The sequence below is a fragment of the Rhizobacter sp. genome (assembly GCF_032229685.1).
Classification (GTDB): domain Bacteria; phylum Pseudomonadota; class Gammaproteobacteria; order Burkholderiales; family Burkholderiaceae_C; genus LMDS01.
This window is the reverse complement of record NZ_JAVTWP010000041.1, coordinates 59,901-86,316: the sequence shown is the minus strand read 5'-3', so window position 1 is coordinate 86,316 and position 26,416 is coordinate 59,901. Positions and strand designations below refer to the sequence as shown.

The following is a 26,416-nucleotide window of genomic DNA, read 5'->3' as shown; positions in this document are numbered from 1 at the left end:
TCCTCTTGAATGGGTTCGGGCTTCAGTGTGCCAGCGTGTCGGCCGGAATGCCTTTACCCGAATCGCCCTTGCAGAAACCACGCTTGCGACAGTGTCGTGGGCTCGGGCAGGCGCGCGCGGTAGACCCACACCAGCGCACCGTCGGCGAGCTGCGCGATGTAGTAGTCGCGCTCGACGAGGCCAGCGTCCCACCAGCCCGATTCGATGCGCTCGGGGCCGCTCAGCAACTGCAGCGGCTGGCCGTCGAGCAGCGGGCCCGAGGCGCGCTCGCGCAGTGGCTCGGGTTCTTGAAGCAGCCAGACCGGGCGCACCGGCACGGCCGGGTTCTCGGTTGGCTGCACGCCTGCGAACGAGCGCGCGCTCCAGCGCAGTGGTGCGTCTTGCGCGTGGAACTGCGTGGCGCGTTCGGGGCGGTGGTCGGCCACCGCCGCGATGCGCTGCACCTGGCCGGGGCCGAGCCGCGCCTGCAACCTTTCGAGCAAGCGCGTGAGTCCTTCACTTTCGCTGCGCGCGGTGGGAAAGAGTTCGCTGTTCGGCGGCGGGCGGCACGCGATGTCTTCGGCATGCAGGCGCAGTTCGATCGTGGGTGCGGACAGCTCGACCTGCGCCAGCCGCTCGCGCAGCAAGACCAGCAGGTGGGCTGCATCGCGCGAGGGCTCGGCCAAGGCCACGTCGAGCGTGGTGGCGATCGGGGTTTGCGCATCGCGGCGCCAGCGTGATTCGTGCTGCATCACGAGCGTGAAGCGGCGCACGAAGGCGTGCTGCGCCGAGAGCCAGGGCACCAGCCGTGCGAGCAGCACGCCGGCACCGTAGAGCACCTGCTCGGTGGTGTCGGCCCGCGCGAACAGTTCGAGCCGGCTTTCGAACGACGGTGGCAGCACGAGCGGCTCCAGCGGGTCGGGGCGGTCGCCATAGGCGCGGTCGAGCTCGCTCAGCACGGCCGGGCCGAAACGCCGCGCCAGGCCACCCCGTGGCAGGCGGCGCAGTTCGGCGAGCGTGCGCAGGCCCATGCCTTCGAGCGCGTCCCAGTGCGCGCGGCCGGGGCCGATCGACCACGCCGGCAGCGGGTCGAGCGCAGCGTGCATCGCGGCCCGGTCGGCGCAGTGGATCTGGCGGTGTGAACGCGCCAGCACGGCGGCGCCGAGCGCGGTGGGCGCGATGCCGGTGTGCAGCACGTGGCCGAGCGGCGCGAGCGCCGCGTGCAGGCGCTGCACCAGCCGCTTGAGCCCGCCGAAATACAAGCGGCTGCCCTGCACGTCGAGCAATACGGTGTGCGGCGGCGGCGCGCCCACGGCATCACTCGCCTCGGGGATCACGACGATCGGCGTGAACGCGAGCGCGGCATGCGCCACGCTGGTGAGCGCCTGGTCGTCACGCGCTGCGCTGGCCTGGCCGAGCACGAGCTGCGGTGCCAGTGCGAGCGCGGTGGCGCGCTTCAACCCGGGCTTCACGCCCAGCGCACGGGCGGCCGCGTTGGCACTGACGATCTGGTGCCCGTCGGTCAAGGCCAGCGCTTGCGCAGCAGTCTCGGGTGGCAATGTGGCCACGAACGATTCGAGCGACAGCAGTGGCAGGTGCAGGGCGATCCAGAGCACGGCGCGGTGTCATCCGAAAGGCATCGCGCGGTCGGCGCAGCAAGAAGCTTCAGCGCGCTGCGGCGAGGTTGATGAAGGTGGCCGTGTGCAGCGCCAGCGACGACTCGTTCGCTGCCGCCGGCAAGCCTGCGCTCGGCCCGGTGCGCGCACGTTGCAGCGCCATGCCCGACAGCACCGGCGGCAGCTCGAGCTGCAGCGGCGCGTCGAGCGGCGGGCCGCGGCGCTTGAGCACACGCACCGTGAGCACGTCGGCACCGCCCGGGCGCAGGCCCAGCCGCAAGGGCGCCGACGTGGGGCGCTGCGCGGCACTGGTTTCACGCAGCACGAAGGCCGGGCCATCGTGGTTGTGCGCGGCGAGCTGCAGGCGGCGCAGGCGTTCGGGCTGCAGGCGCGGCGGCAGCCAGGCCAGCACCGCACCCACATGGCCGCTCTTGAGCGCCTGCTCGAGCGCCCACAGGCTGTCGGTGCCGGGGATCACGCGGGTGCGGGTGTGCACGATCAGCAGCTGTTCCACGTCGAAGCCGAGCTGCGCGAGCGCGTGTGCCGAGAGTGCCGACGGCGGGTCGAACAGCATCACCAGCCGGCCGGCTTTCTGGGTGGCGACGAGGCTGGTGCACAGCAGGCGGATTTCACCGATGCCGGGCTGCGGCAGCAGCAGTTCGGTGAGCGCGCGGCGCGGCCAGCCGCCACCCGGCAACTGCGCGTCGAGCAGCTTGAACCCGCTGGGCACGGCCGCTTCGGCATGGCGGGCGATCTGGTGGCCCAGCCAGAGTGTGGGGTGCAGGGTTTCGGGCGCCGGAACAGGGCGCCGTGGCGTGGGCTCGCGAGGCGCCTGCGCGTGACCTGCTGCCAGAGGCGGCAAAGGCACAGAAACGGCAGCGGGCAGAAGGTCCATTTGAATACTGTACGTTTATACAGTTCTGTACGCAAGCCCGAGGTTTTCGAGCGGTCGGGCAGCCGCACCGCAACGTGCTTGGCATCAAGCCACTGACAACTTATCATTTGCTTTTGGCAACTTGTTGGAAGCGATGCCTGAAACCCTCGCCATGCGCGTCGAACTGATCCGTGAGTTCAACCGCTTCTACACCCGCCGCATCGGTGTGTTGCACGAAGGCCTGCTGCACACCAAGTTCACGCTGACCGAGTCGCGGCTGCTGTGGGAACTGGCCCACCACGACGGCAAGACCGCCACCGATTTGTCGCGCGAGCTCGACCTCGACCCCGGCTACCTGAGCCGGCTGCTGCGCGGCCTGAAAGATCGCGGCCTGCTGAAGACCACGCGCGCCGCGGCCGACGCACGCCACCAGCACCTGAGCCTCACCGCCGCTGGCCGGCGTGCCTTCGCGCCGCTCAACACCCGCTCGCAGGCCGATGTGACGGCCTTGCTGGCCACGCTCACCGAACCACAACAGCAGCAGTTGCTGCAGGCCATGGCGCAGATCGAAAAACTCCTCGGCGATGGTGGCGAGCGCAAGGCGCCTTACCTGCTGCGCCCGCACCGCCCGGGCGACATCGGCTGGGTGATCTCGCGCCACGGCGCGCTCTACGCCGACGAGTTCGCGTGGGACGGCAGCTTCGAAGCGCTGGTGGCCCGCATCGCTGCCGACTTCGTCGATCGTTTCGATGCGAAGCGCGAAGCCTGCTGGATCGCCGAGCGCGACGGCGCCAACGTGGGCAGCGTGTTTCTGGTGCAGGCGCGCGACGAGAAGACGCACGAACCCATCGCCGGCGTGGCGCAGTTGCGCATGCTGCTCATCGAACCTTCGGCGCGCGGCCTGGGCCTGGGCGTGCGGCTGGTCGACGAGTGTGAGCGTTTCGCGCGCCAGGCCGGCTACACGAAGATCGTGCTCTGGACCAACAGCCTGCTGCTGGCCGCACGCGGTATCTACACCAAGGCCGGCTACCGGCTCGTGGCGAGCGAGCCGCACCACAGCTTCGGCCACGACCTGGTGGGCGAAACCTGGGAACTGCCACTCGATCGGGCCGCGCCGCGATGAACGCGGCGGCCTGGGCGCCCTGGGCCGCTGCCGCGGTCGGCGTGCAGGTGGGCGCGGCGATCGTCGCCACGCGCTTCGTCGTCGGCGAGCTGGGCCCGGCCACGCTGGCCGGGCTGCGTTACGCGATCGGCCTCGCCACGCTGCTGCCCTTCGTGCTGGCCGCACGTGAGCCGGCCACGATCACGCCGCGCGAATGGCCGCGCATCGCGCTGCTCGGCATCGGCCAGTTCGCGCTCTTGATCGCGCTGCTGAACATCGGTCTGCAGACGCTGCCGGCGGCGAAGGCGGCGCTGCTGTTCGCGTGCTTTCCGCTGCTGACGCTGCTGGTGGCGGCCGGCCTCGGCCATGAACGCTTGAGCCTGCGCAAGAGCCTGGGCGTGGCTTTCACGCTCGGTGGCGTGGCGGTGGCGCTCGGGCCGCAGGCGCTGGTGGCCGACGCGCCGCTGTGGGGCGAACTGGCCGTGCTCGGCAGCGCCTTGTGCGGCGCCGTGTGCAGCGTGTTGTACCGCCCGGTGTTGCGCCGCCATGCGGCCCTGCCGGTGAGTGCGATCGCGATGGCGGCGGCGGTGATCTTTCTCGCCGCATGGGCGCAGTTCGAAGACGCGGGCGTGCGTGTGCCGCTGCTCGGCGCCGCCGGCTGGGCGGCGGTCGCTTTCATCGGCACGAGCAGCGGCATCGGCTACTTCCTGTGGCTGTGGGCGCTGCGCCATGCGCCGGCCTCGAAAGTCACGCTGTACCTGTCGCTGAGCCCGCTGACGGCGATGCTGCTCGGCGGCCTGCTGCTGCACGAAGCGCCGGCGCCGGCGCTGATCGTGGCCTTGCTGCTCGTGGTGCTGGGTTTGTGGGTGGCGCAAGATCGGCGGCCATGACGACGCCCCTTCCCTGCCCTTGCGGCGCCTTGCCTGCTCTGGGCTACGCCAAGTGTTGCGGCCGCTACCACGCCGGGCCGCTGCACCTGCTCGCACCCACCGCCGAGACGCTGATGCGTTCGCGTTACAGCGCCTACGTGCTCGACCTGACCGACTACGTGCGTGACACCTGGCACCCGAGCACACGCCCGGCAGTGATCGAGCCGAACCCGCGCGGGTTGAAGTGGCTCGGCCTGGAAGTGCGCCAGCACAGCATGCACGACGCCGACCACGCCAGCGTGGAATTCGTGGCCCGCAGCAAGCTCGGCGGGCGCGCCCAGCGCCTGCACGAGACCAGCCGCTTCGTGCGCGAAGACGGGCGCTGGTATTACGTCGACGGCGACCTGCGCTGAACCGACCGCAGGCTCAACCCATCCGCACCGCGTAGATCGGCGGCAATTTCACGTCGACCGCGGCCCAGTGGTCGCCCGCGTCTTGGCTGCCCCACAGGTTGCCCGTGGTGCTGCCCATCAACAACTGGCGGCCGGACCCGTCGACGGCCAGGCCGTGCCGATAGACCAGGTCGTAGCAATGCTGCTGCGGCAGCCCGTTTCGCAGCGTCTCGAAACTGCGCCCGCCGTCACGCGTGCGGTTGACGACCATCGCGCCATCGACCGGCACACGCTTCTGGTCGGCGACGGCGGGAGCGAACCACGCCGTGTCGGCGTGGCCCGGGTGCACCGCCACCGCGAAACCGAAGTTCGATACCGGCACGTCGGTCACTTCGTGCCACGAAGCCGCGTTGTCGGCCGAGCGCCACATGCCACCGTGGTGCTGGCACCAGAGCACGTCGGGCTCGGCGGCGCAGCGCACGACGCAGTGCGGGTCTTGCACATTCGGGTCGAACTGGCGCTCGGGCGGCATGTAGGTTGCGCGCATGCCGCCGGCGCGCGTGGCCCACGACGCACCGTCGTCGGTGCTGGCGAGCACGCCACCGACGCTCAGGCCCACCAGCACTTCGCCCTGGCGCGCGGGGTGCGGGCAGATCGAATGGATGCCGGGCACGTCGTAACCGCCGCCGCACCATTCGGCGCGGGCCGGGTGGTTCCAGAGTGGCTCGACCAGTTGCCACGACTCGCCGGCGTCGCCCGAGCGGAACAGACCGCCCGGCAGCGTGCCGGCCCAGAGCGTGCCGTGCGCGGCTTCCAGCGACCAGACCTGCAGCAGCTTCCAGGCCACACCGGCGAGCGGTTCGCCTTCGGGCTGCGGCGGGTAAGCGGGTGTCGTCAGCTCGTTCCAGGTGATGCCGCCGTCGTCGGAACCGTGCAGCTTCACGCCGAAGTGGCCGAGGTTGAGCGCGGCGAACATGCGCCCGCCTTCGGTGGGCGGCAACACCATCGAGACCGGCTCGCCAAGAAAGCTGATGCGCTCGACCTGCCACGCACCGGCGCGCTGGCGCAGTTCGAACAGGCCTTTGCGGGTGGCGACCCATGCACGTTGTTCCATCGGCTCAGCTCCTCCGGGTTGTCTGGCTTCTTGGCGACGAGCGGCGAGGCCCGAAATCGACGAGGCGACCTGGTATTTTTGCTAGCCGCCCGACAAGGCCTGCATCACGTAGACCTCGCTGTCGGGCTTCAGCACGTCGGCCAGCGCCACACGCTCGTGGCAACGCGCGCCGTCGATGAACGCGACCACGTTGGCGCGCAAGTGGCCCTGGTCGTCGAGCACATAACCACGCAGCCGCGGGTTCACGGCAAACGCCGCCTCGAGCGCCGCGCGCAGGGTGGCGGCGGGGGCGGTGACTTCGGGCGTTTCGGTGAAGCGCTTGAGCTGTTGTGTGAAGACGATGCGGGCCATGCACCGATGATGCCGCGCGCCGCGGCGTTTGAAAACCGGCGTACTCCCCGGCTGGCGCCCGAGGTGTGCCGCGGCGCTGCAGTTCAAACCCTGAGCCGTCGCACCCGCGGCGCACGGCACAATCGAAAGCACCGCGGCGCCGCCTGGCCGGCCCGCACGCCCCGCACCACATTCCATGGAGTCAAGATGAACGGTCTGATGATGCAGCAGTCGCTGCTGATCTCGTCGCTGCTGGTCCACGCCGAGCGCCACCACGGCGACCAGGAAATCGTGTCGCGCCGCGTCGAAGGCGACATCCACCGCTGCACCTACCGCGACCTGGCCGCCCGCTCGCGGCGCATGGCCAAGGCGATCGCCGCGCTCGGCGTGAAACCCGGCGACCGCGTGGCCACGCTGGCCTGGAACGGCTACCGCCACATGGAGCTGTATTACGCCGTGTCGGGATCGGGTTCGGTGCTGCACACGCTCAACCCGCGCCTGCACCCCGACCAGGTGGTCTACATCGCCGATCACGCCGAAGACCAGGTGCTGTTCTTCGACATGACCTTTCTGCCGCTGGTCGAGGCCGTGGCCGGCCGTGTCAAGACCATCAAGAAGTTCGTCGCGATGACCGACCGCGCGCACATGCCCAAGGAGAGCAAGATCCCCGGGCTGCTGTGCTTCGAAGACCTGGTCGACGCGCAAGACGACCGTTTCGAATGGCCGGTGTTCGACGAGAACCAGGCTTCGTCGCTGTGCTACACCTCGGGCACCACGGGCAACCCGAAGGGCGTGCTCTACAGCCACCGCTCGACGGTGTTGCACACCTTCGCCATCGCGTTGCCCGACGCGCTGAGCGTGTCGGCACGAGACACGATCCTGCCGGTCGTCCCGATGTTCCACGTCAACGCCTGGGGCCTGCCCTACGCGGCCTGCATGACGGGCGCCAAGCTCGTGTTCCCCGGCCCGGGGCTCGACGGCAAGTCGCTCTACGAACTGTTCGAGACCGAGCGCGTCACGGTGTCGGCTGGTGTGCCCACGGTGTGGCAAGGCCTGCTCGGGTTCGTCGAGGCCGGCGGCCTGAAGTTCTCGACCATGCGCCGCACCGTGATCGGCGGCTCGGCCTGCCCGCCGGCGATGATGAAAGCCTTCCAGGAAAAGTACGACGTGCAGGTGATCCACGCCTGGGGCATGACCGAGATGAGCCCGGTCGGCACGGCGTCGATCCTGAAGGGCAAGCACCTCGGCCTGTCGGCCGAAGAACGCATGGCGGTGCAGAGCACGCAGGGCCGCGCGGTCTACGGCGTCGACATGAAGATCGTCGGCGAAGACGGCAAGGCGCTGGCCTGGGACGGCAAGGTCTCGGGCGAGCTGCTGGTGCGTGGCCCGTGGATTCTCCAGAGTTATTTCAAGAGCGAAGGCGGCGACCCGCTGGTGCGCGACGATGCCGGGCAAGGCTGGTTCCCCACCGGCGACGTGGCCACCATCGACGCCGACGGCTACATGCACATCACCGACCGCAGCAAGGACGTGATCAAGTCCGGCGGCGAATGGATCGGCTCGATCGATCTCGAGAACATCGCGATGGCGCACCCCGCTGTGGCGATGGCCGCGTGCATCGCCGCCAAACACGCCAAGTGGGACGAGCGCCCGCTGCTGATCGTGGTCAAGAAGCCGGGCGCCGAGCTGACGCGCGACGAGTTGATCACCTTCTTCGAAGGCCGCATCGCGAAGTGGTGGACGCCCGACGACGTGGTCTTCGTCGACGCGATCCCGCTCGGCGCGACCGGCAAGATGCTGAAGAACCGGCTGCGCGACCAGTACGGCGACGCGTTGCTGGCGAAGGGCTGAACGCAAAGGGATGCAAGCCGGAGTCGTCTACGCCACCCTCGCCTTCGTCTGGTGGGGGCTGTTCCCGCTGTACTTCCGCCTCGTCACCACGGTGCCGGCGCCGGAGATCCTGGCGCACCGTGTGCTGTGGTGCCTGCTGTTCCTGGCTGCGTTGCTGACGGCGCGCCGCCAATGGGGCTGGCTGCGGCCGGTGCTGCGCCAGCCGAAGGTGCTGGCGGCCTTCGTGGCCAGCGCCCTGCTGATCGGCGCGAACTGGCTCGCCTACATCTGGGCCGTGATGCAGGGCCATGTGCTCGAAGCGAGCTTGGGTTACTTCATCACGCCGCTCGTCAACGTGCTGCTGGGCATGACGCTGCTGCACGAGCGCCTGCGCCGTGCCCAGTGGGTCGCGCTGGCCATTGCGGCCTGCGGCGTGCTGTGGCTCACGGTGCAGGCCGGGCGGCCGCCGTGGATCGCGCTTTCGCTGGCGGTGACCTTCGGCGGCTACGGCCTGATGCGCAAGATCGCCGCACTGGGCGCGCTCGAAGGCCTGACGCTGGAGACGCTGCTTCTGGCACCTCTGGCCGTGCTGGCACTGGGCCTGGCCGCAATGCATGGCCATGCCAGCTTTCCCGCGCCCGACGCGCTCACCAATGTCTGGATGATCGCGCTCGGCCCGATCACGGCCGTGCCGCTGCTGCTGTTCGCCGCCGGTGCGCGCCGCCTGTCGATGGCCACGCTGGGCATCGTGCAATACCTCGGCCCGTCGATCCAGGTGGTGGTCGGCATCTGGGCCTTCGGCGAAGCGTTCCCGCTGGAACGCTTCATCGGGTTCGCCTTCATCTGGACCGCGCTGATCGTCTACTCGTTCGACGGCTGGCGCGTGAGCCGGCGGGTCGCCGCGGCGCCCGCCGTCTGACCGCTCAGGCCGCGACCGGCTCGGGCACCGCGCTGCGAATCAGGTGGTCGAACGCACCGAGCGCCGCCTTCGCGCCGTCGCCGGTCGCGATGATGATCTGCTTGAAGGGCACCGTGGTCACGTCGCCCGCTGCGAACACGCCGGGCAGCGATGTCTGGCCGCGGTTGTCGACCACGATCTCGCCGTGGCGTGACAACTCCAGCGTGCCCTTGAGCCACTCGGAATTCGGCACCAGGCCGATCTGCACGAACACCCCTTCGAGCTCGACGTGCTTCGCTTCGCCGCTCGTGCGGTCGGTGTAGCGCAGGCCGTTGACCTTGCCGTCGGCACCGGTGATTTCGGTCGTCTGCGCCATCGTGTGGAACACGACGTTGGGCAGGCTCTTCAGCTTGTTCACCAGCACGGCGTCGGCCCGCAACTGGTCGCCGAACTCGAGCAGCGTGACGTGGCCGACGATGCCGGCCAGATCGATCGCCGCTTCGACGCCCGAGTTGCCGCCGCCGATCACCGCGACACGCTTGCCCTTGAACAGCGGGCCGTCGCAGTGCGGGCAGTAGGCCACGCCCTTGTTGCGGTATTCCTTTTCGCCGGGCACGTTGACTTCGCGCCAGCGCGCACCGGTCGAGAGGATCACGGTCTTGCTCTTCAGCGTGGCGCCGTTGGCGAGTTGCACGCCGATGAAGCCGTTGTTCTGCTCGGCCGGGATCAGCTTCTCTGCGCGCTGCAGGTTGATGATGTCCACGTCGTACTGCTTGGCGTGCTGTTCCAGCGCGGCGGCGAACTTCGGGCCGTCGGTTTCCAGCACCGAGATGAAGTTCTCGATGCTCATGGTGTCCATGGTCTGCCCGCCCAGGCGTTCGGCGAGCATGCCGGTGCGGATGCCCTTGCGCGCGGCGTACACGGCCGCTGCGGCGCCCGCAGGCCCGCCGCCGACGATCAACACGTCGTAGGCTTCTTTCGCGCCCAGCTTCGCGGCGTCGCGTGCGGCAGCGCCGGTGTCGAGCCTGGCGACGATCTCGTCGACTTCCATGCGGCCCTGGCCGAAGTGTTCGCCGTTGAGGAACACCATCGGCACGGCCAGGATCTGGCGAGCTTCCACTTCCTTCTGGTAGAGCCCGCCGTCGATCACGACACTCGTGATGCGCGGGTTCAGCACCGCCATCAGGTTCAGCGCCTGCACCACGTCCGGGCAGTTGTGGCAGGTGAGCGACATGTAGGTCTCGAAGCGGAAGTCGCCTTCGAGGTTCTTGATCTGCTCGATCAGCTCGGCCTCGATCTTCGGCGGGTGGCCACCGACCTGCAGCAACGCCAGCACCAGCGAGGTGAACTCATGGCCCATGGGGATCGCCGCGAATGTGATGCGCGGCGCCTCGCCGATGCGGTTCAGCGCGAACGACGGTTTGCGCGCGTCAACGCCGTCGGTCTTCAGCGTGATCTTGTCACTGAGCGAGACGATGTCCTGCAACAGGCCATGCATCTCTTGCGCGGCGGCGCTGTCGTCGAGCGATGCCGTGATCTCGAAAGGCAGCTTCACGCGTTCGAGGTAAGCCCCCAGCTGCGCTTTCAGGTTTGCATCCAACATCGTGAAGCTCCTTCTTTTCTACTTCAATGAAACGTTCAGATCTTGCCGACGAGGTCGAGCGACGGGGTGATCGTCGACGCGCCTTCGTTCCACTTGGCCGGGCACACTTCACCCGGGTGGGCGGCGGTGTACTGGGCGGCCTTGAGCTTGCGCAGCGTCTCTTTCACGTCGCGGGCGATCTCGTTCGAGTGCACTTCGGCGGTCTTGATCACACCTTCGGGGTTGATCAGGAAGGTGCCACGCAGGGCGCGGCCTTCTTCGGGGATGTACACGTCGAACGCCTTGGTCAGCGCGTGGGTCGAGTCGCCGATCAGCGGGAACTTGGCCTTGCCGACGGCCGGCGAGGTTTCGTGCCAAACCTTGTGCGCGAAGTGCGAGTCGGTGGTGACGATGTAGACCTCGGTTTCGAGCTTCTGGAAAGCGGCGTAGTTGTCGGCCGCGTCTTCGACTTCGGTCGGGCAGTTGAAGGTGAACGCGGCGGGCATGAAGATGAACGCCGACCACTTGCCCTTCAGGCTCTGTTCGGTGACTTCGATGAACTTGCCGTTCTTGAATGCCTGGACCTTGAAGGGCTGGACTTGGGTGTTGATCACGGACATGGTTTTTCCTTTGAGAGAGTGGAGGGTTAGGCGAAATTCACAGGGTTAATACTATGCTATTTGAGAATCACTCTCAATTCAGTGTATCTATCGGCCGGATAGAAAAAAGCCGGCGAAAGGCCGGCTTGTCGAGTTCGATCTGAAGCGGCCGGTGCTAGCGCAAATCACCTGCCAGGCTGGCCAGCGTCTCGGGCGCGATCACCGTGTGCGCCGGGTAGTTGGTGTGGTCGCAGCCGAGCTTCACGCTGGCGCCCGCACGCACCGCGTCGCGCAGGGCCTTGCCGAACTCGAAGCGCACGAAGTGCACGGCCGAGGTCTTCTCGGCGTTCTCGCGGTCGAGGTCTTCGTCGGCGATCGCGTACACACGGGCGTGGCCTTCGACCTCGACGAACATCCGGTCTTCCACGCCGATCAGCCGCGCCAGCTCGCGCTTGCGTTCGTGCGCGTCGGGGTACTCGATCATCATCGTGGCCTTCCAGTTGCTGCCGTCGGGCACGAGCGCCGCGTAGGCGTCGATCTCGCTCTGGATGCCCTCTTCGTCGAAGATCTTCTCGATGTGCAGCATCTCCTGGATCTGGCGGCGGATCGTGCGCTCGTCTTCGAACTGCACGCTGACGTGTTCGCCCAGGTGCACGGTGCGCAGCTTGCGGTGCGCGATGAACTCGGGCTTGGCGCTCTTGCGGATCTTCGCGTAGGCCTCGAGCGTGAGCAGGCTCTCTCTGGTGATGCCCATGTGATTCACTCCAACCCGTAGGCGATGCGCACCAGGCTCAACGGGTGCTGCAGTTTCGCGGCGGGCAAGTTGTTGACGGCCATGCCTTGCACGATGTGGTGGCCGGCCAGCGCGCAGTCGGAGCTGATGTAGTCGGGCTCGTCTTTCGCCATCAACTTGAACACCGGCTTGCCGATCTTCATGGCGTTCGCATGGAAGGCGGTCTTCACGCCGTAGGTGCCGGCGTGGCCGGAACAGCGCTCGACCGTGTTGAGCTGCACCGGCACCGTCTGCCCGATCAGCTTGAAGACCTCTTCGGTCTTCTTGCCGATCTTCTGCACCCGGCCGTGGCACGGGATGTGGTAGCTCACCTTGCCGAGCGCAGCCTTGAAGTCGAGCTTCAAGAGGCCGTCTTTGTGACGCGCCATCAGGTACTCGAACGGGTCGAACATCGCTTCCTGCACCGCTTTCACTTCGGCGTCTTCGGGGAACAGCAGCGGCAGTTCCTGCTTGAACATCAGCGTGCACGAAGGAATGGCGGCGAGGATCGCGTAACCCTCGCGCGCGTACCTGGCCAGCACCGGGATGTTCGCTTCCTTGTGCTTCGCCACACCGTCGAGGTCGCCGAGTTCGAGCTTGGGCATGCCGCAGCAGCTTTCTTTCTCGACCAGCGTGTACTGGATGCCGTTGTGCTGGAGCAGCTTGATCAGGTCGAAGCCGATGCCGGGCTCGTTGTAGTTCACGTAGCAGGTCGAATAGATCACCACCTTGCCGGGCGTGCGCTGGCCGTTCACGACGGGCGTAGCCGGGTTGTCCTTCTCGGCACTCCAGCGGAAGCGCTTCGTGCCGAGTTCGGGCAGCCAAGCATCGGGGTGCACGTGCAAGGCGCTGTCGAGCAGCTTGCGCACCGGCTTCGTCTTGTTCATCGCGTTGACCACTTGCACAACGACCGGTATGCCGGCGAACTGGCCGTGCGTGTCGGTCGAGGCCAGCAGCTTCTCGCCCGCAGCCACTTCACCGTTGCGGAACTTGATCGCCTTCGCGCGCAGCATGGTGTGCGGAAAATCCAGGTTCCACGGGTGCGGCGGCGTGTACGGGCACTTCGTCATATAGCACAGGTCGCACAGGTAACACTGGTCGACCACGCTCCAGAAGTTCTTGTGCTCCACGCCGTGCACTTCGCCGTCGGCGGTGGCGTCGACCAGGTCGAAGAGCGTGGGAAACGACTGGCACAGGCTCACGCAGCGGCGGCAACCGTGGCAGATGTCGAAGATGCGCTCCATCTCCTTTTCGCACGCCGCCTGGTCGTAGAACTCGGGGTTCTTCCAGTCGACCGGGTGGCGCGTGGGTGCTTCGAGGTTGCCTTCGCGTGTGCTCATGGGTTTTGGCGGCCAAGCAGATTCTTCAATGAACAAGGGGCACGAAGCCCCCTGTTCGGTGAGCGCGGAACGCGCGTCAGTCCACCAGCGCGTCGAGCGCCTTCTGGTAACGGTTGGCGTGCGAGCGCTCGGCCTTGGCGAGCGTCTCGAACCAGTCGGCGATCTCATCGAAGCCTTCGTCGCGCGCGCTCTTGGCCATGCCCGGGTACATGTCGGTGTACTCGTGCGTCTCGCCGGCCACGGCCGCAGCGAGGTTCTGGCGGCTCGAGCCGATCGGCAGGCCGGTGGCCGGGTCGCCCACGGCTTCGAGGAATTCGAGGTGGCCGTGCGCGTGGCCGGTCTCGCCTTCGGCGGTGGAGCGGAACAAGGCGGCGACGTCGTTCTGACCCTCGATGTCGGCCTTGTTTGCGAAGTACAAGTAGCGCCGGTTCGCCTGCGATTCGCCCGCGAAGGCGTCTTTCAGGTTTTGCTCGGTCTTCGAACCTTTCAAGCCCATGTCGATCTCCTGTGAGTTGAACTGCAAGCGGCCACCGTCACGTCGTCGTTCGAACGAGCGGCACGCTTGACGCTAACCCAGCAAGCCCTCGCTCGCCAATACAAACCGCCAATGCACTGCATTGGCATGCGCTATGTTCATCAGATGAATGATAGGCATTCTCATCTTCACACCAAAACCTCGCGGGTTAACCCGAGAAGTTGAAGCGCCAGGCCGTGCAAGCGCGCCTGCGGGTCGGCCAGTTCGTGCAGCACGTCGAGGTGGTTGGTGCCTGGCACCGCCTCGCACACGGGCACCGCGCGTTCCCCCCAGGCTTCGCGGATCAGCTGGTTCTGGCGCAGGAACTCTTCGCTCTCGTGGGCACCGACCGTGGCGTACAGAGTGCCTTCGGGTGGCGCAAAAAGCGCCGGGCTGAGCCGCGCCGCAGAGTCCGCCGTCAAACGCAGATCGGCTTTCAGGAACGGCGTCTCGCTCACCGGCGCCAGGTCGAACAGTCCCGAAATCGACAGCGCCGCCCTCACCAACTGCTCCGGCAAGTCCAGCCCCACCTGCAGCCACCGGCAGCACAGCAGCATCGCCGCCAGATGGCCGCCGGCCGAATGCCCCGCCACGACGATGCGCTCGGGGTCGCCACCGTATTGCGCGGCATGGCGGTAGGTCCAGGCCAGAGCCCGTGTCATCTGCAGCGCGATGGTCTCGATGCTGACCGACGGGCACAACGCGTAGTTCGGCACCACGACCATGGCCCCGGCCTGCGTGAACGCAGGTGCAACGAAAGAGTGGTCGCGCTTGTCGAGCGAGCGCCACCAGCCGCCGTGGATGAACACCAACACCGGCGCGTCGGGCTGCGCCGCAGGGAACACGTCGAGCGTTTCGTTCGGCCCCTCGCCATAAGGCACGTCGATGCGGCAGGCGGCGTGTTCCCGTGCGTGGGCCGAGGCCCGCGACCAGCGCTCGAAGATCTGTGGGTGCTCCGGAATGCGCGCGCGGTTGTTGTACTGGACATCCAGCCACGCGGGGTCGAATCGGCTCATGGGGTGCTCCATCGGGTGCTGCGTCGAACCCCGATGATGCCGGAGCCGGCGGCTAGTTCGTTCCGGGCGATGGCCCCCGCTGAGCCAACAGCGCGGTCACCGCATCGGCCATCGAGCGGAGCTGCTCGACCTGCGCAGGCGCCATCTTCTTCGGCTTCACGCCGTAGGCGCAGAGCGTGCCGACCGTCTGGCCCTGCACGACGAGCCGGGCCGCCGCGTAGAAGCGGATGAAGGGGTCGCCGGCGACGAAAGGGTGCGCCGCGAAGCGGGGGTCGAGCGTGGTGTCTTCGACGACGATCAAGTCGTCGGCCGAGCCGAAGAAGGCTTCGCAGAACGAGGTGGTTGCGGGCGACTCTGTCTGCGGCAGGCCCACGCACGACTTGAACCAGTCGCGCTCGGCGTCGAGCAGGTTGACCATGGCGATCGGCACGTCGAAGCTGGCGGCGAAGGCGCGCGTGATGTCGTCGTAGGCGCGCTCGGGCGCCGAATCGAGGATCGCGAGACGGCGAAGTTCGGCGAGGCGGTCGGGGTTCTGTCGCATGGCACGATGCTTGTCGGAGTACAACGGACAGCAATGAAAACGGGCCTCGAAGGCCCGTCTTGCATGCTTGTGTGGTGGAGAGGAGGAGGATCGAACTCCCGACCTTCGCATTGCGAACGCGACGCTCTCCCAGCTGAGCTACCCCCCCACGGTCGCCGCTAGTCTATCAAAACGGCGGGCCCCCGGCCCGCGGTGATCGGCGCTCGTTACCATGGTGCGCTATCGCCGACCCGAGCCACCATGCCTGAAACCCCGCCCTCCCTGCCCCTGAGCCCCGGCGCACTCGACGGCCTGCGTGTCGTCGAGATGGGCCAGCTCATCGCCGGCCCGTTCGCTGCCAAGATGCTCGGCGAGTTCGGCGCCGACGTGATCAAGATCGAACCGCCGGGCGCCGGTGACCCGCTGCGCAACTGGCGCCTGCTGCAGGACGGCACCTCGGTCTGGTGGCAGGTCTCGTCGCGCAACAAACGTTCCGTCGCGATCGATCTGCGAACGCCCGAAGGCCAGGACATCGCGCGCCGACTGATCAGCGAGGCCGACGTGCTGGTCGAGAACTTTCGACCCGGCACGCTCGAAGCCTGGGGCATGGGCTGGGACGCGCTGAGCGCGCTCAACCCGGGCCTGGTGATGCTGCGCATCTCCGGCTACGGGCAGACCGGCCCGTACCGCGACCTGCCGGGGTTTGGCGCCATCGGCGAAGCCATGGGTGGCCTGCGCCATTTGACGGGCGAGCCGGGCCGCGTGCCGGTGCGCGTGGGCGTGTCGATCGGCGACACGCTCGCGGCGCTGCACGGCGCCCTGGGTGTGTTGATGGCGCTCTACCACCGCAAGGTCAACGGCGGTGCAGGCCAGGTGATCGACGTGGCCTTGCACGAAGCCGTGTTCAACGTGATGGAAAGCCTGGTGCCCGAGTACAGCGCTTTCGGCGTGGTGCGTGAAGCGGCAGGCAGCGCGCTGCCCGGCATCGCGCCGTCGAACGCCTACCGCTGCATCGACGGCTACGTGCTGATCGCCGGCAACGGCGACAGCATCTTCAAACGGCTGATGCACACCATCGGGCGCGACGATCTGGGCGGCGCGGCCGACTTGTCGGGCAACGCCGGGCGCGTCTTGCGCGTGGCCGAGATCGACGCCGCCATCGAGGCGTGGACACACACCCGCAGCGTCGCCGAGGTGCTGGCCAGCCTCGGCCCGGCGCGTGTTCCCGCCGGCAAGGTCTACACCGCGAAAGACATTCACGAAGACCCGCACTACCGTGCGCGCGACATGATCGTGCGCCAACACACGCGCGACGGCCATGACATCGACGTGCCCGGCGTCGTGCCCAAGCTGTCGGCCACGCCGGGCACGCTGCGCTCGGCGGCACCGCATCTCGGTGGCGACACCGACGCGGTGCTGCGCCAGATGGGGCTCTCCGAGGCCGAGATCGCGGTGCTGCGTGGCAAGGGCATCGTCGCCTGAGCCTGCGCAGCGCGGCGGTCAGTGCGGCATCAGGTCGAGCGCGTTCGACGCACCGATCAGCGCTGGCGCAGCCGCCGTGATCACGTGGGTCGGCATCGCCTTCAGGTAGTCGGCGAAGCGCCCCTTGGCCTCGAAGTGCTGGCGGAACAACACGCCGTCGAAACGGTCACCGAGGCGCGGCACGATGCCACCACCCACGTACACACCACCCTGCGCGCCGAGCGTGAGCGCCAGGTTGCCGGCGGCGTTGCCGAGGAAGGCGGTGAAACGCTGCACGGCCTGGGCGCAGAGCGCGTCGGAGCCGTCGAGCGCGGCGTCGGTCACGTCGGAAGGCGAGAGCGCTCGTTCGCTCTGTCCGCTCAACGCGCACAGCGCGCCGTACAGGTTCACGAGGCCGGCACCCGAGAGCGCCCGCTCGGCCGACACATGGCCGAAGCGCCGGCGCAGCACGCCAAGGATTTGTGCTTCGTGCTCGTCGCTGGCAGCGAGTGTCACGTGGCCACCTTCGCCGCTGATCGCCGACCAGCGGCCGGCGCCCTGCGGCACCAGCCCTGAAACACCGAGGCCGGTGCCGGCGCCCAGCAGCGCCATCGTCGCCCCCGGCACGGCGGTGCCGGTGCCGATCTGGCGCAGGTCATCGGCGGCCAGCGCCGTGAGGCTCATCGCCAGCGCGGTGAAGTCGTTGATCACGAGGCAGCGTTCGGCGCCGAGCGAACGTTTCAGCTCGGCGATCGAAAAACTCCAGGTGTGGTTGGTCATCACCACACGATCGGCGGTCACCGGCGTGGCAATGCCGATGCCGACCCAGGCCGGCCGCGCGAGGCCCTTCTCGGCGAGATAGGCCTCGGCCGACTCGGCCAGCGACGCGTTGGCCGCACACGGCCGCACCGACACGTCCTGAATCGCCGCGCCCGCGCGCGACTGCCAGGCCCAGCGGGCATTGGTGCCGCCGATGTCGCCGAGAAGTCTGGGAAAGCCTGTGCCCATGGGTTCGTGTCTCCGGCCGGCATGCTAACCGGCCGGGCACGAACGTCACAGCGTCATGAGGGCAAGAAGTCGACCGGCCAGCTCACGATCATCTGGTCGACGTCCTTCGCGCCGAAGTCGAACTGGCGGATGCGCGCCAGCAGCTTCTGCTCGAGTTCGGCCGCCTTCAGCTCGCTCGAGATGATGCGGCACTCGACCGAGCCGCTCGGCGCGATCTTCAGTTCGAGCACGACCTTGCCTTGCAGGCCGGGCTCTTCGCGCAGTGCGCGGTTGTAGATCGCGTAGATCGCGCCCTTGTTGCGCTCGAACACGAGCTTGATCTCTTCGATCGAACGCGAGGCCTTGCCGCTGCCCCCGCGCTGCACGGTGCCGCCGGCGCCCGAGCCGGTGCCGGTGCCGTCGCCCTTGCCACCGCGCACGCCACCACCACCCGCGCCACCGCCGCCACCGCCGCCGGCCACACCTTCGACCAGCGTGGTGGCACGGCCCGCCAGGCCACCACCACCGGTGTTGCGGCTGTAGGCCGCGGTGTTGATGCCGCCGCTGCCGCCGGTGGCGTTCGAGGTGATCATCGAGCGCGCCGGCAGGCCGGCCTCGTTGCCCGCGCCGACACCCACGCCCACGCCGGTGCCGACACCGGGGCCTTGCTTGATGTCTTTCTGCAGTTGCACCGCCACCGGTGCGCCGCGCAGTTCGGCAAGCTGGTCGCTCATCGCCAACAGGCCCACGCCGGCCGCCTTGCGGCGAGCGTTGTCGGCGAGCTTTTCACCCGGGGCCTTGTTGGGCACGGGTTGGCGCGCCTCGGGCACCGTGGCGGCCTTGGGCGGCTCGGGTTTGGCCGGGTCGGGCTTGTTCAGGCTCGGCTCGGCCTTTTCTTTCTTCACGGGCTCGGCCTTCACCACCGGCGGTGGCGGAGGCGGCTCGCGTTCGAGCAGCAGCTTGGCCAGCCGCGGCGGCAGCTCCTGCGGCACGGTGCGGTCGATCTTGGGTGGTGGCACGAAGATCATCGCGATGCACAGCAGCAGCGCGACGATCAGCACGCGCGTGAGGATGCGCTTGAAGCGCGCTTCGTCTTCCGGCGAAGGCGACCACGCCAGCAGCGGAGAGCGGAACGAGACGGCCAGAGCGCTCATACATCCTTCCTGCGAACCGCGAACGACACGTCGCTGAAGTTCGCGCGCGCGCTGGTGTACATCACCTTGCGCAGCAGCTGGTAGGGAATGTTCTGGTCACCCATGATGGTGATCGCCTTGCCCTTTTCCTGGTTCTCGGTGCGCACGATTGCGCGGCCACCCAGCACGTCGAGCTCGGCCTTCAGCGGCTCGATCAGGTCACCCTGTGTCGCCATCACGTCGGCCACGTTGGCCACCTTGCGGCCGTCGACCAGGATCTCGGTGCCGCTCACGACCAGCACGATGGTTTCTTTCGGTGCCTTCTCGGTGAACGATTCCGGCAGCTTCACGGCCTTCGGGCTCGGCAGCAGCTCCACCCCCGAGGCGCCAGAGAGCAGAAAGAAGATCAGGATCGTGAACACGTCGATCAGCGACACGAGGTTCATGTCGAGCATCGTCTGGTTGCGGCTCTTGCGCTCGGCGCGCTTTTGCAGCGGGGTCAGTTTCATGGCGCCCTCTATCGTTTGGTGATGACGGGCGCATCGCCGATCGAGATGTTGGGGAACAGCTCGGCGCGCGTCGTCCGCCGGCCCTGCACCGTCTGCGATTCGCGCGTCGCGTCCATCACCTGGACCAGCGTGTCGTACGGCGTGTTCGGCTCGGCCAGCAGCGTCGCGTCGGTCTTGTCGGGGAACCGGGTCTTGATCTGCGTCATCAGCGTGGTCAGCGCTTTCACGTCGTGCTGGGTGCCGGCGTTCGGGATGCGCGCGATCAGGCCACCGATGCGGTCACCGACCTCCAGGCTTTCGGGCCGGATCACGATCTCGAGCTTCAGGTCGTCGACCTTGAGTTGCTCCACGCCCGAGTTCTGCGCCGGCAATGACACGTCGAGCACCGTCAGCCGCGTGAACACGGCCACCGACAGCAGAAAGGGCACCAGCACCACGATCAGGTTGATGAACGCGGTGATCTCCAGATGCGCTTGCTCTTTGCGCAGGCGACGAACTCGCATGATCAGCGCGCTCCGACCTGCTCGGACTTCAGGCGCTGCACGAGGTTCAGGAAGCTGATCTTCGCGCCTTCGAGGCCGTCGACGATCTCGCTGGTCTTGGCCTGCAGGAACGAGTGGATCAGCAGGAACGGGATGGCGACCATCAGCGCGAACGCGGTGTTGTTCATCGCGATCGAGATCGAGGCCGACAGCAGCTCGGCCTTCTCGGCCGGGTTGACCTGCGCCACGGCCGTGAAGCCCTTGATCAGGCCGATGATGGTGCCCAGCAGGCCGACCAGCGTGATCACGTTGGCGAAGGTGGCGATGTAGTGGGTGCGCTTCTCGAGCCGCGGCACGATTTCCATCATGCCTTCTTCCATCGCCGCGTCGAAGTCTTCACGCCGGCCCGGGCTCTGCATGCGCGTGAGGCCGTAGCTGACGATCTTGCCGATGGCCGAGTCGGAGCGCGAGGTCACGCTCTGCACTTCCTTGAACTGGCCGCTCTCGAGCATCGGCTTGACCTGCGACCACATCTTGCGGTTCTCGTTGCGTGCGCGGCTCAGAAAGATGTAGCGCTCGATCGCGATCGTGACGCCGATCGCCATGATGAGCAGGCTGGGGTAGATGAAGAGGCCGCAGTCCTGGAAGAACTTGACGATCGTGGCAAAGGTATTCATGGGTGGATCTCCGGAAAAAACTGAAAACTGGGTGTGGGCTGGCCGCGCTTCACTTTCGGCTCGGTGCCGCGGCTTCTGCAGCGGCACGCGGCTGCAGCGCCGCGCCGTAGTGCACCTGCCTGCGGAACACGTCACGGTCGACCGGGGCGAGCGCTTCGTCGAGGACGCCACCGGTGGGTCGGCCCGAAAGGTCGCCGGGCAGCGGCTTCTTCCAGGGCACGATGTAGAGCACCTTGGGCAACTCGCTGTTGCCGATGATCTTGGTGCGGTCGACGTCGGCACGGTCCTGTGCCAGCGCCGCCGTGGCGCCACCGGCCAGCAACGCTGCCAGCAGCGCGGTGCGCATCTCGAGGCGAGTCGGTGTCATGACTGCTCCTTCTTGGCCGCGGTGTTCTGCGCGGGTTTGCGGTTCTTCAGGTCGGCGACCCACTTCGTGACCGCCGCATCCTTGCCGTTGGGCAGCGTGAGGTAGCGGTCGTAGAGTTCGAGCGCGCGCTTGGCGTCGCCGAGGTACAGGTCGTGCAGGATGCCGAGGTTCAGGCACGCGGCGGCGTAGTTCGGGTCGAGATCGAGCGCCTTCTCGTAGGCGCCGCGCGCTTTGGCGAACTGGCCCTGCTGGCGGTAGGCGATGCCGAGCTGGTTCTGGAACACCGGCTGCTTCGGGTTCGCACGTGCGGCCTGTTCGAGCGCGGCGACGGCCTCGTCGGTCTTGCCGGCGCGGCTGTAGATCAGGCCCAGGTTGGCTTGCGCACCGCCGAGTTCGGGGTGCGACTTGGCGAGCGCAGCGAAAGCCCGCTCGGCTTCTTCGGTGCGGCCGGCGGCCAGCAGGCGGCGCGCCGCGTCGAAGGCACGCTGGGCGTTGGCGTCGACCGGTGCCTGTACTTCGACCGGAGCGGGCGCAGGTGCAGGCACCACCACCGGGGCGGCGGCGCTGGTCGCCGCGCTCGGCTTCGCGGCTGGTGCAGCGGCTGCTGCGGGCGCTTCCTTCGACGAGCCGAAGCCGTTCCAGGCGTCGGTCAGCGAGGCGCACCCCGTGATGCCTGCACACAGCAGGGCCAGCACGCCGAAACGCATCAGGTGTTCAGCGGATCGCATCGATCACCCCTTCGCTGCGTTCGACCTTGCCGTAGCGTGCCGGGCGCAGCTCGCCCAGCGCCGTGAAGCTGTTCTTGACCCATTTGTCGTAGATGCCTTCCGACGCGCGCTTGGCGTTGGTCTCGTGCAGTTCGATCGCCTTTTCCTCGAACGGGAAAGCCTGTTCTTCGAGCAGCACGTTGTACTGTTCCAGCTCGGCCTTCGACAACTTCTTCGGCCGCTGCGAGCCCATCAGCGCCTTGCCGAAGTCCTGGTACAGCGCGGCGGTGTGGAAGGTGGCGGCCGTGATCACGTCGGCCACGCCGTAGTCGGCCGCGACCGCGTAGGCCTTCAGCGTCTCTTCGAGCTTGGCTTTCTTCAGCTTCAGCTGCCTGGCGAGCGGCTCGACCAAAGGCACCTTGCGGTAGGCCTCGAGCACCGGCTCGGCCATCGCCAGCGCGGCCGTGGCACCGAGGTAGCGTGTGCGGTTGGTGCGCGCGCCACCGGCGCGCAGATCGGCTTGGTGGATCTCTTTCATCAGCGCGAATTCGCGCGTGCTGTTGCCGTCGGCCTTGGCCAGTTTGGCGAGGCGATAGCGCGCTTCGAGCGCGGGCTCGAACGGGTCGGGGTAGCGCTTCAGGTAGCCCTCGTAGGCCTTGGTCGCGGCCACGCGCGAGCCGCCCTTTTCGGCGCCCTTCTCGTACAGCTCGGCGGCTTGCCAGAGCGCGTCGCGCGCGATCTTCGGGTCTTTGCTCGTCGCGGCCAGGCGCTCGAACTCGCCAGCGGCCTGCGCCCAGTTGCCCTTTTCGAGATAAGCGACCGCGAGCTTGTTGCTGACCTCGCCCTGCAGCGGGTGGTTCGGGTAACGCTGGCGAAAGTCTTCGAGCGTGCGCGCCGCGCCGTCCCAGTCTTTCAGGCCGATCAGCGCCGCTGCCGCGTCGAACTGCGCCGTGGCGCGCACCGCCGACTGCGGCGCCACCGTGGCCACGCGGTTGAAGTGGCCGACCGCGTCGCGCGCCTGCCCGGCCGCGCGGGCCTGCTCGCCCTGTTTGTAGATCGACGCCGCCTGGCGTTCGACCAGCTCGTTGCGGCCGGCTTCGCGCTCGGGCGTGAGCGCGATCACCTCGCCGTAGGCCTTCTCGGACTGGTCGAAAGCGCCGCGTTCGAAGGCGGTGTGCGCGACCACGGTCCAGGCCGTTCGGCGCTGCGCGGCAGCGGCCGGCGGGTCGAGCGCCAGCACCTGTTTGGCGACGGTCGAAGCACGCTCACCGTCACGCAACGCGAAGAGTTTTTCGGCGGCGTTGGTCAGCACCGTGCCGGCACGCGCGTCCTTGCCGAACGCGGCGGCAAAACGCAGCGCGCTTTCGACGCTGGCGCGCTGCAGGGCCGGCGCTTCGGCGGGCGGCACGCGCTTTTCCTGCGCGGCGTAGGCGAGCAGCGCGGCGTAGCCGGCATCGGCGCTCTTGTCGCTGGCCGGGTACTGGTAGGCGACCTTCTCGTACTCGACCGAGGCTTCGGCGAAGCGCGAGTCCTCGAACAGCAATTCGGCGAGCAGGAAGTTGTTCTGCGCCGCCTGCGGGTCGTTGGGGAACGAAGCGATGTACTCGCGGTACCAGCGCACCGCTTCCTGGTAGTCGGCGGTGTTCTTGCTCTTCTGCGCGCTCGCGTGGTAGTGGCGCGCGAGTTCGGCCACGTGGGTCTTGACGAGCGGCTGCGCGCGCTCCCAGCCGGCTTCGTTGGCACGGCGGAATTCGCTCTGGCTGCCGTAGCGGCCCACGTAGCCCTTCTTCGCGTCGAGCGCCAGGTTGGCAAAACCGCCCTGCTCGTAGATGCCGATCACGCGCGCCTGCATCAGCGGCGCCTGGGCCTGCAGCGGGTGCAGGCGGGCGAAGGTGCCGAAGGTGTCGGCCGCGTCTTTCACGCGGTCTTGTTTGATGTAGAGCTCGCCGAGTTGCTGGTACACGCGGAATTCGTAGCCGCGCCGCAGGTCAGAGGTGATGTAGGGCGGGATGGATTCGGCGCCCTTCAGGTTCTCGAGGCTCAGGCTCATCACGCGGAAGGTGTCTTCGACCAGCTCGCGGTCGGCACGCGACAGGGCGGCGATGCTCTCGAGTTCGCCTTCGTCTTCGAGGCCCGGCAGCTTCAGGTCGAGCACGCCGAAGAACGGGTGCAGCGCGTCGTCGAGCCGGCCCTGCTTGAACATCGACCAGCCCTGCATGTACAGCGCACGTTCGCGGAACGGGTTCGCCGAATCACCTTTCAGCACCGTGGCGTAGGCCGCCTCGGCCTTGGCGTATTCGCGCGTCGCGAACAGCAGTTCGCCGCGCCGGAAGTGGGCTTCGTCGCGGTACTGGGTGTCGGGGTACTCGCGCACCAGGCGGTCGAGCGTCTGCAGGGCCACTTCGAGAGCGCCGCCTTGTTCCTGCGCCCGCGAGAGCTGGTACAGCACGCGGTCGTTGCCGGGGTCTTTGGGGTAGGTCTTCAGGAAGTCCTGGTAGCGCGTGATCGCGGCCTTGTAGTCGGGCGCGCCGGTCGCCGTTTGTGCGCTGTTGTCGTCGGCCACGTCCATTTCGAGGTCGCCGAGCCGGCGCAACGCTTCCTGGCGCTGATCGGCCTTCGGCGACGCATCGAGAAAGCTGCGGTAGGCCGAGATGGCCTGCGCCGGGCTCGACTTGACGACCGTGTCTTGCGCGACCACCACTTCGCGGCCGGCGAGCGACTTGAGCGTGGGCTCGTTGTCGGGCGTGCCGTTGCGCTTGTTGCCGGCGCAGGCGCACAACCCGGCCACGAGCAGCAGGCTGAGGCTACGGCTCCTATGGTTTGTTCGCACGGTCGCCCTCCTTCGTGGAGGTGGCGCGGTCGTAGATCTGCGCGACGGCGAATCGGGCCTGCGTGGCATAGACGGCCAGGCGTGCTTTCTGGCGGTCGAGCTCGGCCACGGCCAGGCCTTGCACCGCCTGTTCCTGGTCACGGCTGAGCGCCGCCACACGCGGGATCAGCGCCTGCACGCGTGCCTCGAGTTCCTTGATGCGCACCGCGAAGCGTTCGAAGCGCGCCGGTTCGTCACGCTGTGCCTGCGCCAGCGCGGCGTCGTGCTGCGCGGCTTCGGTGAGCTGGGTCTGGATCACGCCGGCGGCTTTGGTCGCGTCCCACAGGCGCGCCGGGTACTGCTGCGCCAGTTGCCAGGTGAGCGCTCCGCTGACGCGCCGCAGCCGTTCCTGTGCGCTGGCGGCATCGGCATCGCCGCCGGCGGCGGCCAGCGCAGCGCGGCCGCTGTCGATGCGCTGCATGAAGTCGCGCTGTTTCGCGTCGGCCAGCGCCTGGCTGTCGGACTCGGCCGCGACGCGGGCCACTTCCTTGATGACGGCTTCGCCACGTTGTTGCACCGCGGTCAGGCCGCTCTCGCCGGCTTTCGAGAGGATCTTCGGCAGACGCTCGGCAAAGGCCTGGCGGCGGTTCGCGAGCATGTCGTCGAACACGCCCAGGTTGTCTTTCCAGTGCTCGAGGTTGCGGGTCAGGAAACGCAGGTCGCGGTAGTTCTTGAAGCCTTCCTGGAAGTCGTGCTGCGCGAGCACCTGCGTGAGGTGGTTGGCGTGCGGCATCTCGGGCAGCGCATCGATCTTCCAGAACCAGCCCATCTCTTCGCCGGGGTTGCTTTCGAGCAGGCCGGCGAGCAGCTTGCCGGCGCGGATCGCGGCGATCGATTCGTTCAGGCTGCCACCTTCCTTGTCGAAGGCGGTGATGGCTTCGTTGTAGCGTTCGAGCGACTGGCCGTAAGCGCCGAGCTCGGCCAGTGCATAGGGCACGGCGATGCGGGCTTCGAGCACGGCAGCGTCGCTGGCGTCACGCTCGGCCAGTTCGGTCCAGGGCACGAGCGCGAGCTTCGGGTCTTTGAGCGCCGCCGCAGCCCAGCCGAAACCGAGCAACGCCTTGTTGGACTGCAGACCCTGCAGGCGCACCCGTTCGAGCGCGCGGCGTGCGTCTTCGGGGCGGTCGGCCTGCAAGGCGGCGAAGCCGAGCGCCACGTTGGCCTTGTCGCGCAGGCTGCGGTATTCCTCGTTGGCGGCGGGGGCGCGACCGAGTTCGTCGAGCAGCTTGCCACCGCCGTCGAGATCACCGTTGCGGATCATCGCCACGCCGAGGTTGAAGCGCGAATACGCGCCCGCCGTGCCGGTGCCCTTGGCCAGGCCTTCGAGCGCGGTCACGGCGCTGGCGTAGTCGCCGCGCGCCATCAGCAGGTTGGCCTTGAGCAGACCGCGTTCTTCTTCCAGATCGGGCGGCAGATTCTTCTCGACCTGGTCGACGGCCTGCTCGGCCTCGGGCAAGAACCCGCGCTGGTAGCGGATCTTGGCCAGGTAGAACCAGGCCCGGTCGCGCACGGCCGGCGAACTGCCCTTCTCGATCAGCTTGGCGAAGATCTCCCCCGCTTCGCGGTGCAGGCCGTAAGACAGCAGCAGGCCACCCCGCAGCACCTCGGCTTCGTCGGCATGCTTGGGCACGCGTTCGAAGTGCTGCGAGACCATCAGGCCGGTCACGGCCGTGAAGTAGCGGCCCTTGAAGAAGTGGAACAGCGTGTCGCCGTAGTGCGGGTCTTCGATCACGTGCGGCGGCGGCCCTTCGGGCGCGGCGCTGCTGAAGGGCCACCACGCGGCCGAGGCCGCGGCCGGCCACAGCACCGCCACGGCGCATGCCGCAGCGCACAGCCGCGCAGCGGCCTTCTTTCGGATCACTCTCGGGTGCATGGGG

The 26,416-nt window shown here is 67.9% G+C and carries 26 protein-coding genes and 1 tRNA gene; 6 read left to right on the top strand and 21 right to left on the bottom strand.

What is annotated here, in order from left to right; genetic code table 11:
• Positions 1–53 precede the first annotated feature (53 nt).
• Both AC30PD_RS21030 and imuA read right to left on the bottom strand, forming a co-directional pair.
• Positions 54–1,595 carry a Y-family DNA polymerase gene (locus AC30PD_RS21030; RefSeq protein ID WP_489537647.1) on the bottom strand — a complete coding sequence of 514 codons (1,542 nt, stop codon included), beginning with the start codon at positions 1,593–1,595 and terminating at the stop codon, positions 54–56.
• 49 nt (positions 1,596–1,644) lie between these two features.
• Entirely contained in the window at positions 1,645–2,490 is an 846-nt protein-coding gene (imuA, locus tag AC30PD_RS21025) for a translesion DNA synthesis-associated protein ImuA (protein WP_489537646.1), read from the bottom strand.
• 133 nt (positions 2,491–2,623) lie between these two features.
• Between imuA and AC30PD_RS21020 the strand changes: the two genes are divergently transcribed.
• Genes AC30PD_RS21020 through AC30PD_RS21010 form a run of 3 tightly spaced genes read left to right on the top strand, consistent with a single transcriptional unit; the run spans position 2,624 to position 4,853 of the window.
• Positions 2,624–3,592: a bifunctional helix-turn-helix transcriptional regulator/GNAT family N-acetyltransferase gene (locus AC30PD_RS21020; protein ID WP_489537645.1), complete on the top strand. Its 969-nt coding sequence runs from the start codon at positions 2,624–2,626 to the stop codon at positions 3,590–3,592.
• Complete coding sequence (locus AC30PD_RS21015; protein WP_489537644.1) at positions 3,589–4,461, top strand: DMT family transporter; 873 nt, start codon at positions 3,589–3,591, stop codon at positions 4,459–4,461. Before AC30PD_RS21020 ends, AC30PD_RS21015 begins: the two co-directional genes overlap by 4 nt.
• Positions 4,458–4,853 (top strand): YchJ family protein, encoded by a 396-nt coding sequence (locus AC30PD_RS21010; RefSeq protein ID WP_489537643.1) that lies wholly within the window; start codon positions 4,458–4,460, stop codon positions 4,851–4,853. The genes AC30PD_RS21015 and AC30PD_RS21010 overlap by 4 nt, the downstream gene beginning before the upstream one ends.
• 13 nt (positions 4,854–4,866) lie before the next feature.
• Here the strand turns inward: AC30PD_RS21010 and AC30PD_RS21005 are convergent, their stop codons facing one another.
• Together AC30PD_RS21005 and AC30PD_RS21000 are read right to left on the bottom strand one after the other, a co-directional pair.
• Entirely contained in the window at positions 4,867–5,946 is a 1,080-nt protein-coding gene (locus tag AC30PD_RS21005) for a WD40/YVTN/BNR-like repeat-containing protein (protein WP_489537642.1), read from the bottom strand.
• 81 nt (positions 5,947–6,027) lie between these two features.
• Positions 6,028–6,297: a MoaD/ThiS family protein gene (locus tag AC30PD_RS21000; RefSeq protein WP_489537641.1), complete on the bottom strand. Its 270-nt coding sequence runs from the start codon at positions 6,295–6,297 to the stop codon at positions 6,028–6,030.
• A 186-nt stretch (positions 6,298–6,483) separates the two neighbouring features.
• Here AC30PD_RS21000 and AC30PD_RS20995 point away from each other — a divergent pair, with 186 nt between their 5' ends.
• Together AC30PD_RS20995 and rarD are read left to right on the top strand one after the other, a co-directional pair.
• Complete coding sequence (locus tag AC30PD_RS20995; protein WP_489537640.1) at positions 6,484–8,127, top strand: 3-(methylthio)propionyl-CoA ligase; 1,644 nt, start codon at positions 6,484–6,486, stop codon at positions 8,125–8,127.
• A 10-nt stretch (positions 8,128–8,137) separates the two neighbouring features.
• Entirely contained in the window at positions 8,138–9,025 is an 888-nt protein-coding gene (rarD, locus tag AC30PD_RS20990; RefSeq protein ID WP_489537639.1) for an EamA family transporter RarD, read from the top strand.
• A 4-nt stretch (positions 9,026–9,029) separates the two neighbouring features.
• Here rarD and ahpF read toward each other — a convergent pair whose 3' ends face one another.
• The 8 genes from ahpF to AC30PD_RS20950 form a co-directional block, all read right to left on the bottom strand.
• Positions 9,030–10,607 carry an alkyl hydroperoxide reductase subunit F gene (gene ahpF, locus AC30PD_RS20985; RefSeq protein WP_489537638.1) on the bottom strand — a complete coding sequence of 526 codons (1,578 nt, stop codon included), beginning with the start codon at positions 10,605–10,607 and terminating at the stop codon, positions 9,030–9,032.
• 35 nt (positions 10,608–10,642) lie between these two features.
• Complete coding sequence (ahpC, locus tag AC30PD_RS20980; RefSeq protein WP_489537637.1) at positions 10,643–11,206, bottom strand: alkyl hydroperoxide reductase subunit C; 564 nt, start codon at positions 11,204–11,206, stop codon at positions 10,643–10,645.
• A gap of 154 nt (positions 11,207–11,360) precedes the next feature.
• Positions 11,361–11,939: a DUF3501 family protein gene (locus AC30PD_RS20975; protein WP_489537636.1), complete on the bottom strand. Its 579-nt coding sequence runs from the start codon at positions 11,937–11,939 to the stop codon at positions 11,361–11,363.
• 5 nt (positions 11,940–11,944) lie between these two features.
• Positions 11,945–13,297, bottom strand: a complete 1,353-nt coding sequence (locus AC30PD_RS20970) for a (Fe-S)-binding protein (RefSeq protein WP_489537635.1) — start codon at positions 13,295–13,297, stop codon at positions 11,945–11,947.
• Positions 13,298–13,373: 76 nt separating this feature from the next.
• The gene (locus AC30PD_RS20965) at positions 13,374–13,793 is read right to left on the bottom strand and encodes a rubrerythrin family protein (RefSeq protein ID WP_056464529.1); all 420 of its coding nucleotides are present in this window, start codon (positions 13,791–13,793) and stop codon (positions 13,374–13,376) included.
• Between the two features lie 167 nt (positions 13,794–13,960).
• Positions 13,961–14,827, bottom strand: a complete 867-nt coding sequence (locus AC30PD_RS20960; RefSeq protein ID WP_489537634.1) for an alpha/beta hydrolase — start codon at positions 14,825–14,827, stop codon at positions 13,961–13,963.
• A 52-nt stretch (positions 14,828–14,879) separates the two neighbouring features.
• Entirely contained in the window at positions 14,880–15,368 is a 489-nt protein-coding gene (locus AC30PD_RS20955; RefSeq protein WP_489537633.1) for a GAF domain-containing protein, read from the bottom strand.
• A 72-nt stretch (positions 15,369–15,440) separates the two neighbouring features.
• Positions 15,441–15,516, bottom strand: a tRNA-Ala gene (locus tag AC30PD_RS20950).
• Positions 15,517–15,608: 92 nt separating this feature from the next.
• Here AC30PD_RS20950 and AC30PD_RS20945 point away from each other — a divergent pair.
• Positions 15,609–16,829, top strand: coding sequence for a CaiB/BaiF CoA transferase family protein (locus tag AC30PD_RS20945; protein ID WP_489537632.1), 1,221 nt, complete (start codon positions 15,609–15,611; stop codon positions 16,827–16,829).
• Positions 16,830–16,847: 18 nt separating this feature from the next.
• Here the strand turns inward: AC30PD_RS20945 and glk are convergent, their stop codons facing one another.
• The 9 genes from glk to AC30PD_RS20900 are packed head-to-tail and all read right to left on the bottom strand — an operon-like array spanning position 16,848 to position 26,412.
• Positions 16,848–17,816, bottom strand: a complete 969-nt coding sequence (gene glk / locus AC30PD_RS20940; RefSeq protein ID WP_489537631.1) for a glucokinase — start codon at positions 17,814–17,816, stop codon at positions 16,848–16,850.
• 53 nt (positions 17,817–17,869) lie between these two features.
• Positions 17,870–18,949 (bottom strand): AgmX/PglI C-terminal domain-containing protein, encoded by a 1,080-nt coding sequence (locus tag AC30PD_RS20935; protein ID WP_489537630.1) that lies wholly within the window; start codon positions 18,947–18,949, stop codon positions 17,870–17,872.
• Positions 18,946–19,437 carry an ExbD/TolR family protein gene (locus tag AC30PD_RS20930; protein WP_489537629.1) on the bottom strand — a complete coding sequence of 164 codons (492 nt, stop codon included), beginning with the start codon at positions 19,435–19,437 and terminating at the stop codon, positions 18,946–18,948. Before AC30PD_RS20930 ends, AC30PD_RS20935 begins: the two co-directional genes overlap by 4 nt.
• Positions 19,438–19,445: 8 nt before the next feature.
• Positions 19,446–19,940, bottom strand: a complete 495-nt coding sequence (locus tag AC30PD_RS20925) for an ExbD/TolR family protein (RefSeq protein ID WP_489537628.1) — start codon at positions 19,938–19,940, stop codon at positions 19,446–19,448.
• Positions 19,941–19,942: 2 nt separating this feature from the next.
• A complete protein-coding gene (locus AC30PD_RS20920; RefSeq protein WP_489537627.1) occupies positions 19,943–20,596 on the bottom strand; it encodes a MotA/TolQ/ExbB proton channel family protein in 654 nt (217 codons plus the stop codon).
• A 49-nt stretch (positions 20,597–20,645) separates the two neighbouring features.
• Positions 20,646–20,963: a hypothetical protein gene (locus AC30PD_RS20915; RefSeq protein ID WP_489537626.1), complete on the bottom strand. Its 318-nt coding sequence runs from the start codon at positions 20,961–20,963 to the stop codon at positions 20,646–20,648.
• Complete coding sequence (locus AC30PD_RS20910; RefSeq protein ID WP_489537625.1) at positions 20,960–21,691, bottom strand: tetratricopeptide repeat protein; 732 nt, start codon at positions 21,689–21,691, stop codon at positions 20,960–20,962. The genes AC30PD_RS20915 and AC30PD_RS20910 overlap by 4 nt, the downstream gene beginning before the upstream one ends.
• Entirely contained in the window at positions 21,678–24,500 is a 2,823-nt protein-coding gene (locus AC30PD_RS20905; RefSeq protein ID WP_489537624.1) for a tetratricopeptide repeat protein, read from the bottom strand. Before AC30PD_RS20905 ends, AC30PD_RS20910 begins: the two co-directional genes overlap by 14 nt.
• Complete coding sequence (locus AC30PD_RS20900; protein WP_489537623.1) at positions 24,484–26,412, bottom strand: tetratricopeptide repeat protein; 1,929 nt, start codon at positions 26,410–26,412, stop codon at positions 24,484–24,486. Before AC30PD_RS20900 ends, AC30PD_RS20905 begins: the two co-directional genes overlap by 17 nt.
• Positions 26,413–26,416 lie beyond the last annotated feature (4 nt).

What these genes read in the sequence shown, in the direction of transcription:
- imuA (WP_489537646.1), bottom strand. Translation starts at nt 2,490, where the DNA reads ATGGACCTTCTGCCCGCTGCCGTTTCTGTGCCTTTGCCGCCTCTGGCA.
- AC30PD_RS21020 (WP_489537645.1), top strand. Translation starts at nt 2,624, where the DNA reads ATGCCTGAAACCCTCGCCATGCGCGTCGAACTGATCCGTGAGTTCAAC.
- AC30PD_RS21015 (WP_489537644.1), top strand. Translation starts at nt 3,589, where the DNA reads ATGAACGCGGCGGCCTGGGCGCCCTGGGCCGCTGCCGCGGTCGGCGTG.
- AC30PD_RS21010 (WP_489537643.1), top strand. Translation starts at nt 4,458, where the DNA reads ATGACGACGCCCCTTCCCTGCCCTTGCGGCGCCTTGCCTGCTCTGGGC.
- AC30PD_RS21005 (WP_489537642.1), bottom strand. Translation starts at nt 5,946, where the DNA reads ATGGAACAACGTGCATGGGTCGCCACCCGCAAAGGCCTGTTCGAACTG.
- AC30PD_RS21000 (WP_489537641.1), bottom strand. Translation starts at nt 6,297, where the DNA reads ATGGCCCGCATCGTCTTCACACAACAGCTCAAGCGCTTCACCGAAACG.
- AC30PD_RS20995 (WP_489537640.1), top strand. Translation starts at nt 6,484, where the DNA reads ATGAACGGTCTGATGATGCAGCAGTCGCTGCTGATCTCGTCGCTGCTG.
- rarD (WP_489537639.1), top strand. Translation starts at nt 8,138, where the DNA reads ATGCAAGCCGGAGTCGTCTACGCCACCCTCGCCTTCGTCTGGTGGGGG.
- ahpF (WP_489537638.1), bottom strand. Translation starts at nt 10,607, where the DNA reads ATGTTGGATGCAAACCTGAAAGCGCAGCTGGGGGCTTACCTCGAACGC.
- ahpC (WP_489537637.1), bottom strand. Translation starts at nt 11,206, where the DNA reads ATGTCCGTGATCAACACCCAAGTCCAGCCCTTCAAGGTCCAGGCATTC.
- AC30PD_RS20975 (WP_489537636.1), bottom strand. Translation starts at nt 11,939, where the DNA reads ATGGGCATCACCAGAGAGAGCCTGCTCACGCTCGAGGCCTACGCGAAG.
- AC30PD_RS20970 (WP_489537635.1), bottom strand. Translation starts at nt 13,297, where the DNA reads ATGAGCACACGCGAAGGCAACCTCGAAGCACCCACGCGCCACCCGGTC.
- AC30PD_RS20965 (WP_056464529.1), bottom strand. Translation starts at nt 13,793, where the DNA reads ATGGGCTTGAAAGGTTCGAAGACCGAGCAAAACCTGAAAGACGCCTTC.
- AC30PD_RS20960 (WP_489537634.1), bottom strand. Translation starts at nt 14,827, where the DNA reads ATGAGCCGATTCGACCCCGCGTGGCTGGATGTCCAGTACAACAACCGC.
- AC30PD_RS20955 (WP_489537633.1), bottom strand. Translation starts at nt 15,368, where the DNA reads ATGCGACAGAACCCCGACCGCCTCGCCGAACTTCGCCGTCTCGCGATC.
- AC30PD_RS20945 (WP_489537632.1), top strand. Translation starts at nt 15,609, where the DNA reads ATGCCTGAAACCCCGCCCTCCCTGCCCCTGAGCCCCGGCGCACTCGAC.
- glk (WP_489537631.1), bottom strand. Translation starts at nt 17,816, where the DNA reads ATGGGCACAGGCTTTCCCAGACTTCTCGGCGACATCGGCGGCACCAAT.
- AC30PD_RS20935 (WP_489537630.1), bottom strand. Translation starts at nt 18,949, where the DNA reads ATGAGCGCTCTGGCCGTCTCGTTCCGCTCTCCGCTGCTGGCGTGGTCG.
- AC30PD_RS20930 (WP_489537629.1), bottom strand. Translation starts at nt 19,437, where the DNA reads ATGAAACTGACCCCGCTGCAAAAGCGCGCCGAGCGCAAGAGCCGCAAC.
- AC30PD_RS20925 (WP_489537628.1), bottom strand. Translation starts at nt 19,940, where the DNA reads ATGCGAGTTCGTCGCCTGCGCAAAGAGCAAGCGCATCTGGAGATCACC.
- AC30PD_RS20920 (WP_489537627.1), bottom strand. Translation starts at nt 20,596, where the DNA reads ATGAATACCTTTGCCACGATCGTCAAGTTCTTCCAGGACTGCGGCCTC.
- AC30PD_RS20915 (WP_489537626.1), bottom strand. Translation starts at nt 20,963, where the DNA reads ATGACACCGACTCGCCTCGAGATGCGCACCGCGCTGCTGGCAGCGTTG.
- AC30PD_RS20910 (WP_489537625.1), bottom strand. Translation starts at nt 21,691, where the DNA reads ATGCGATCCGCTGAACACCTGATGCGTTTCGGCGTGCTGGCCCTGCTG.
- AC30PD_RS20900 (WP_489537623.1), bottom strand. Translation starts at nt 26,412, where the DNA reads ATGCACCCGAGAGTGATCCGAAAGAAGGCCGCTGCGCGGCTGTGCGCT.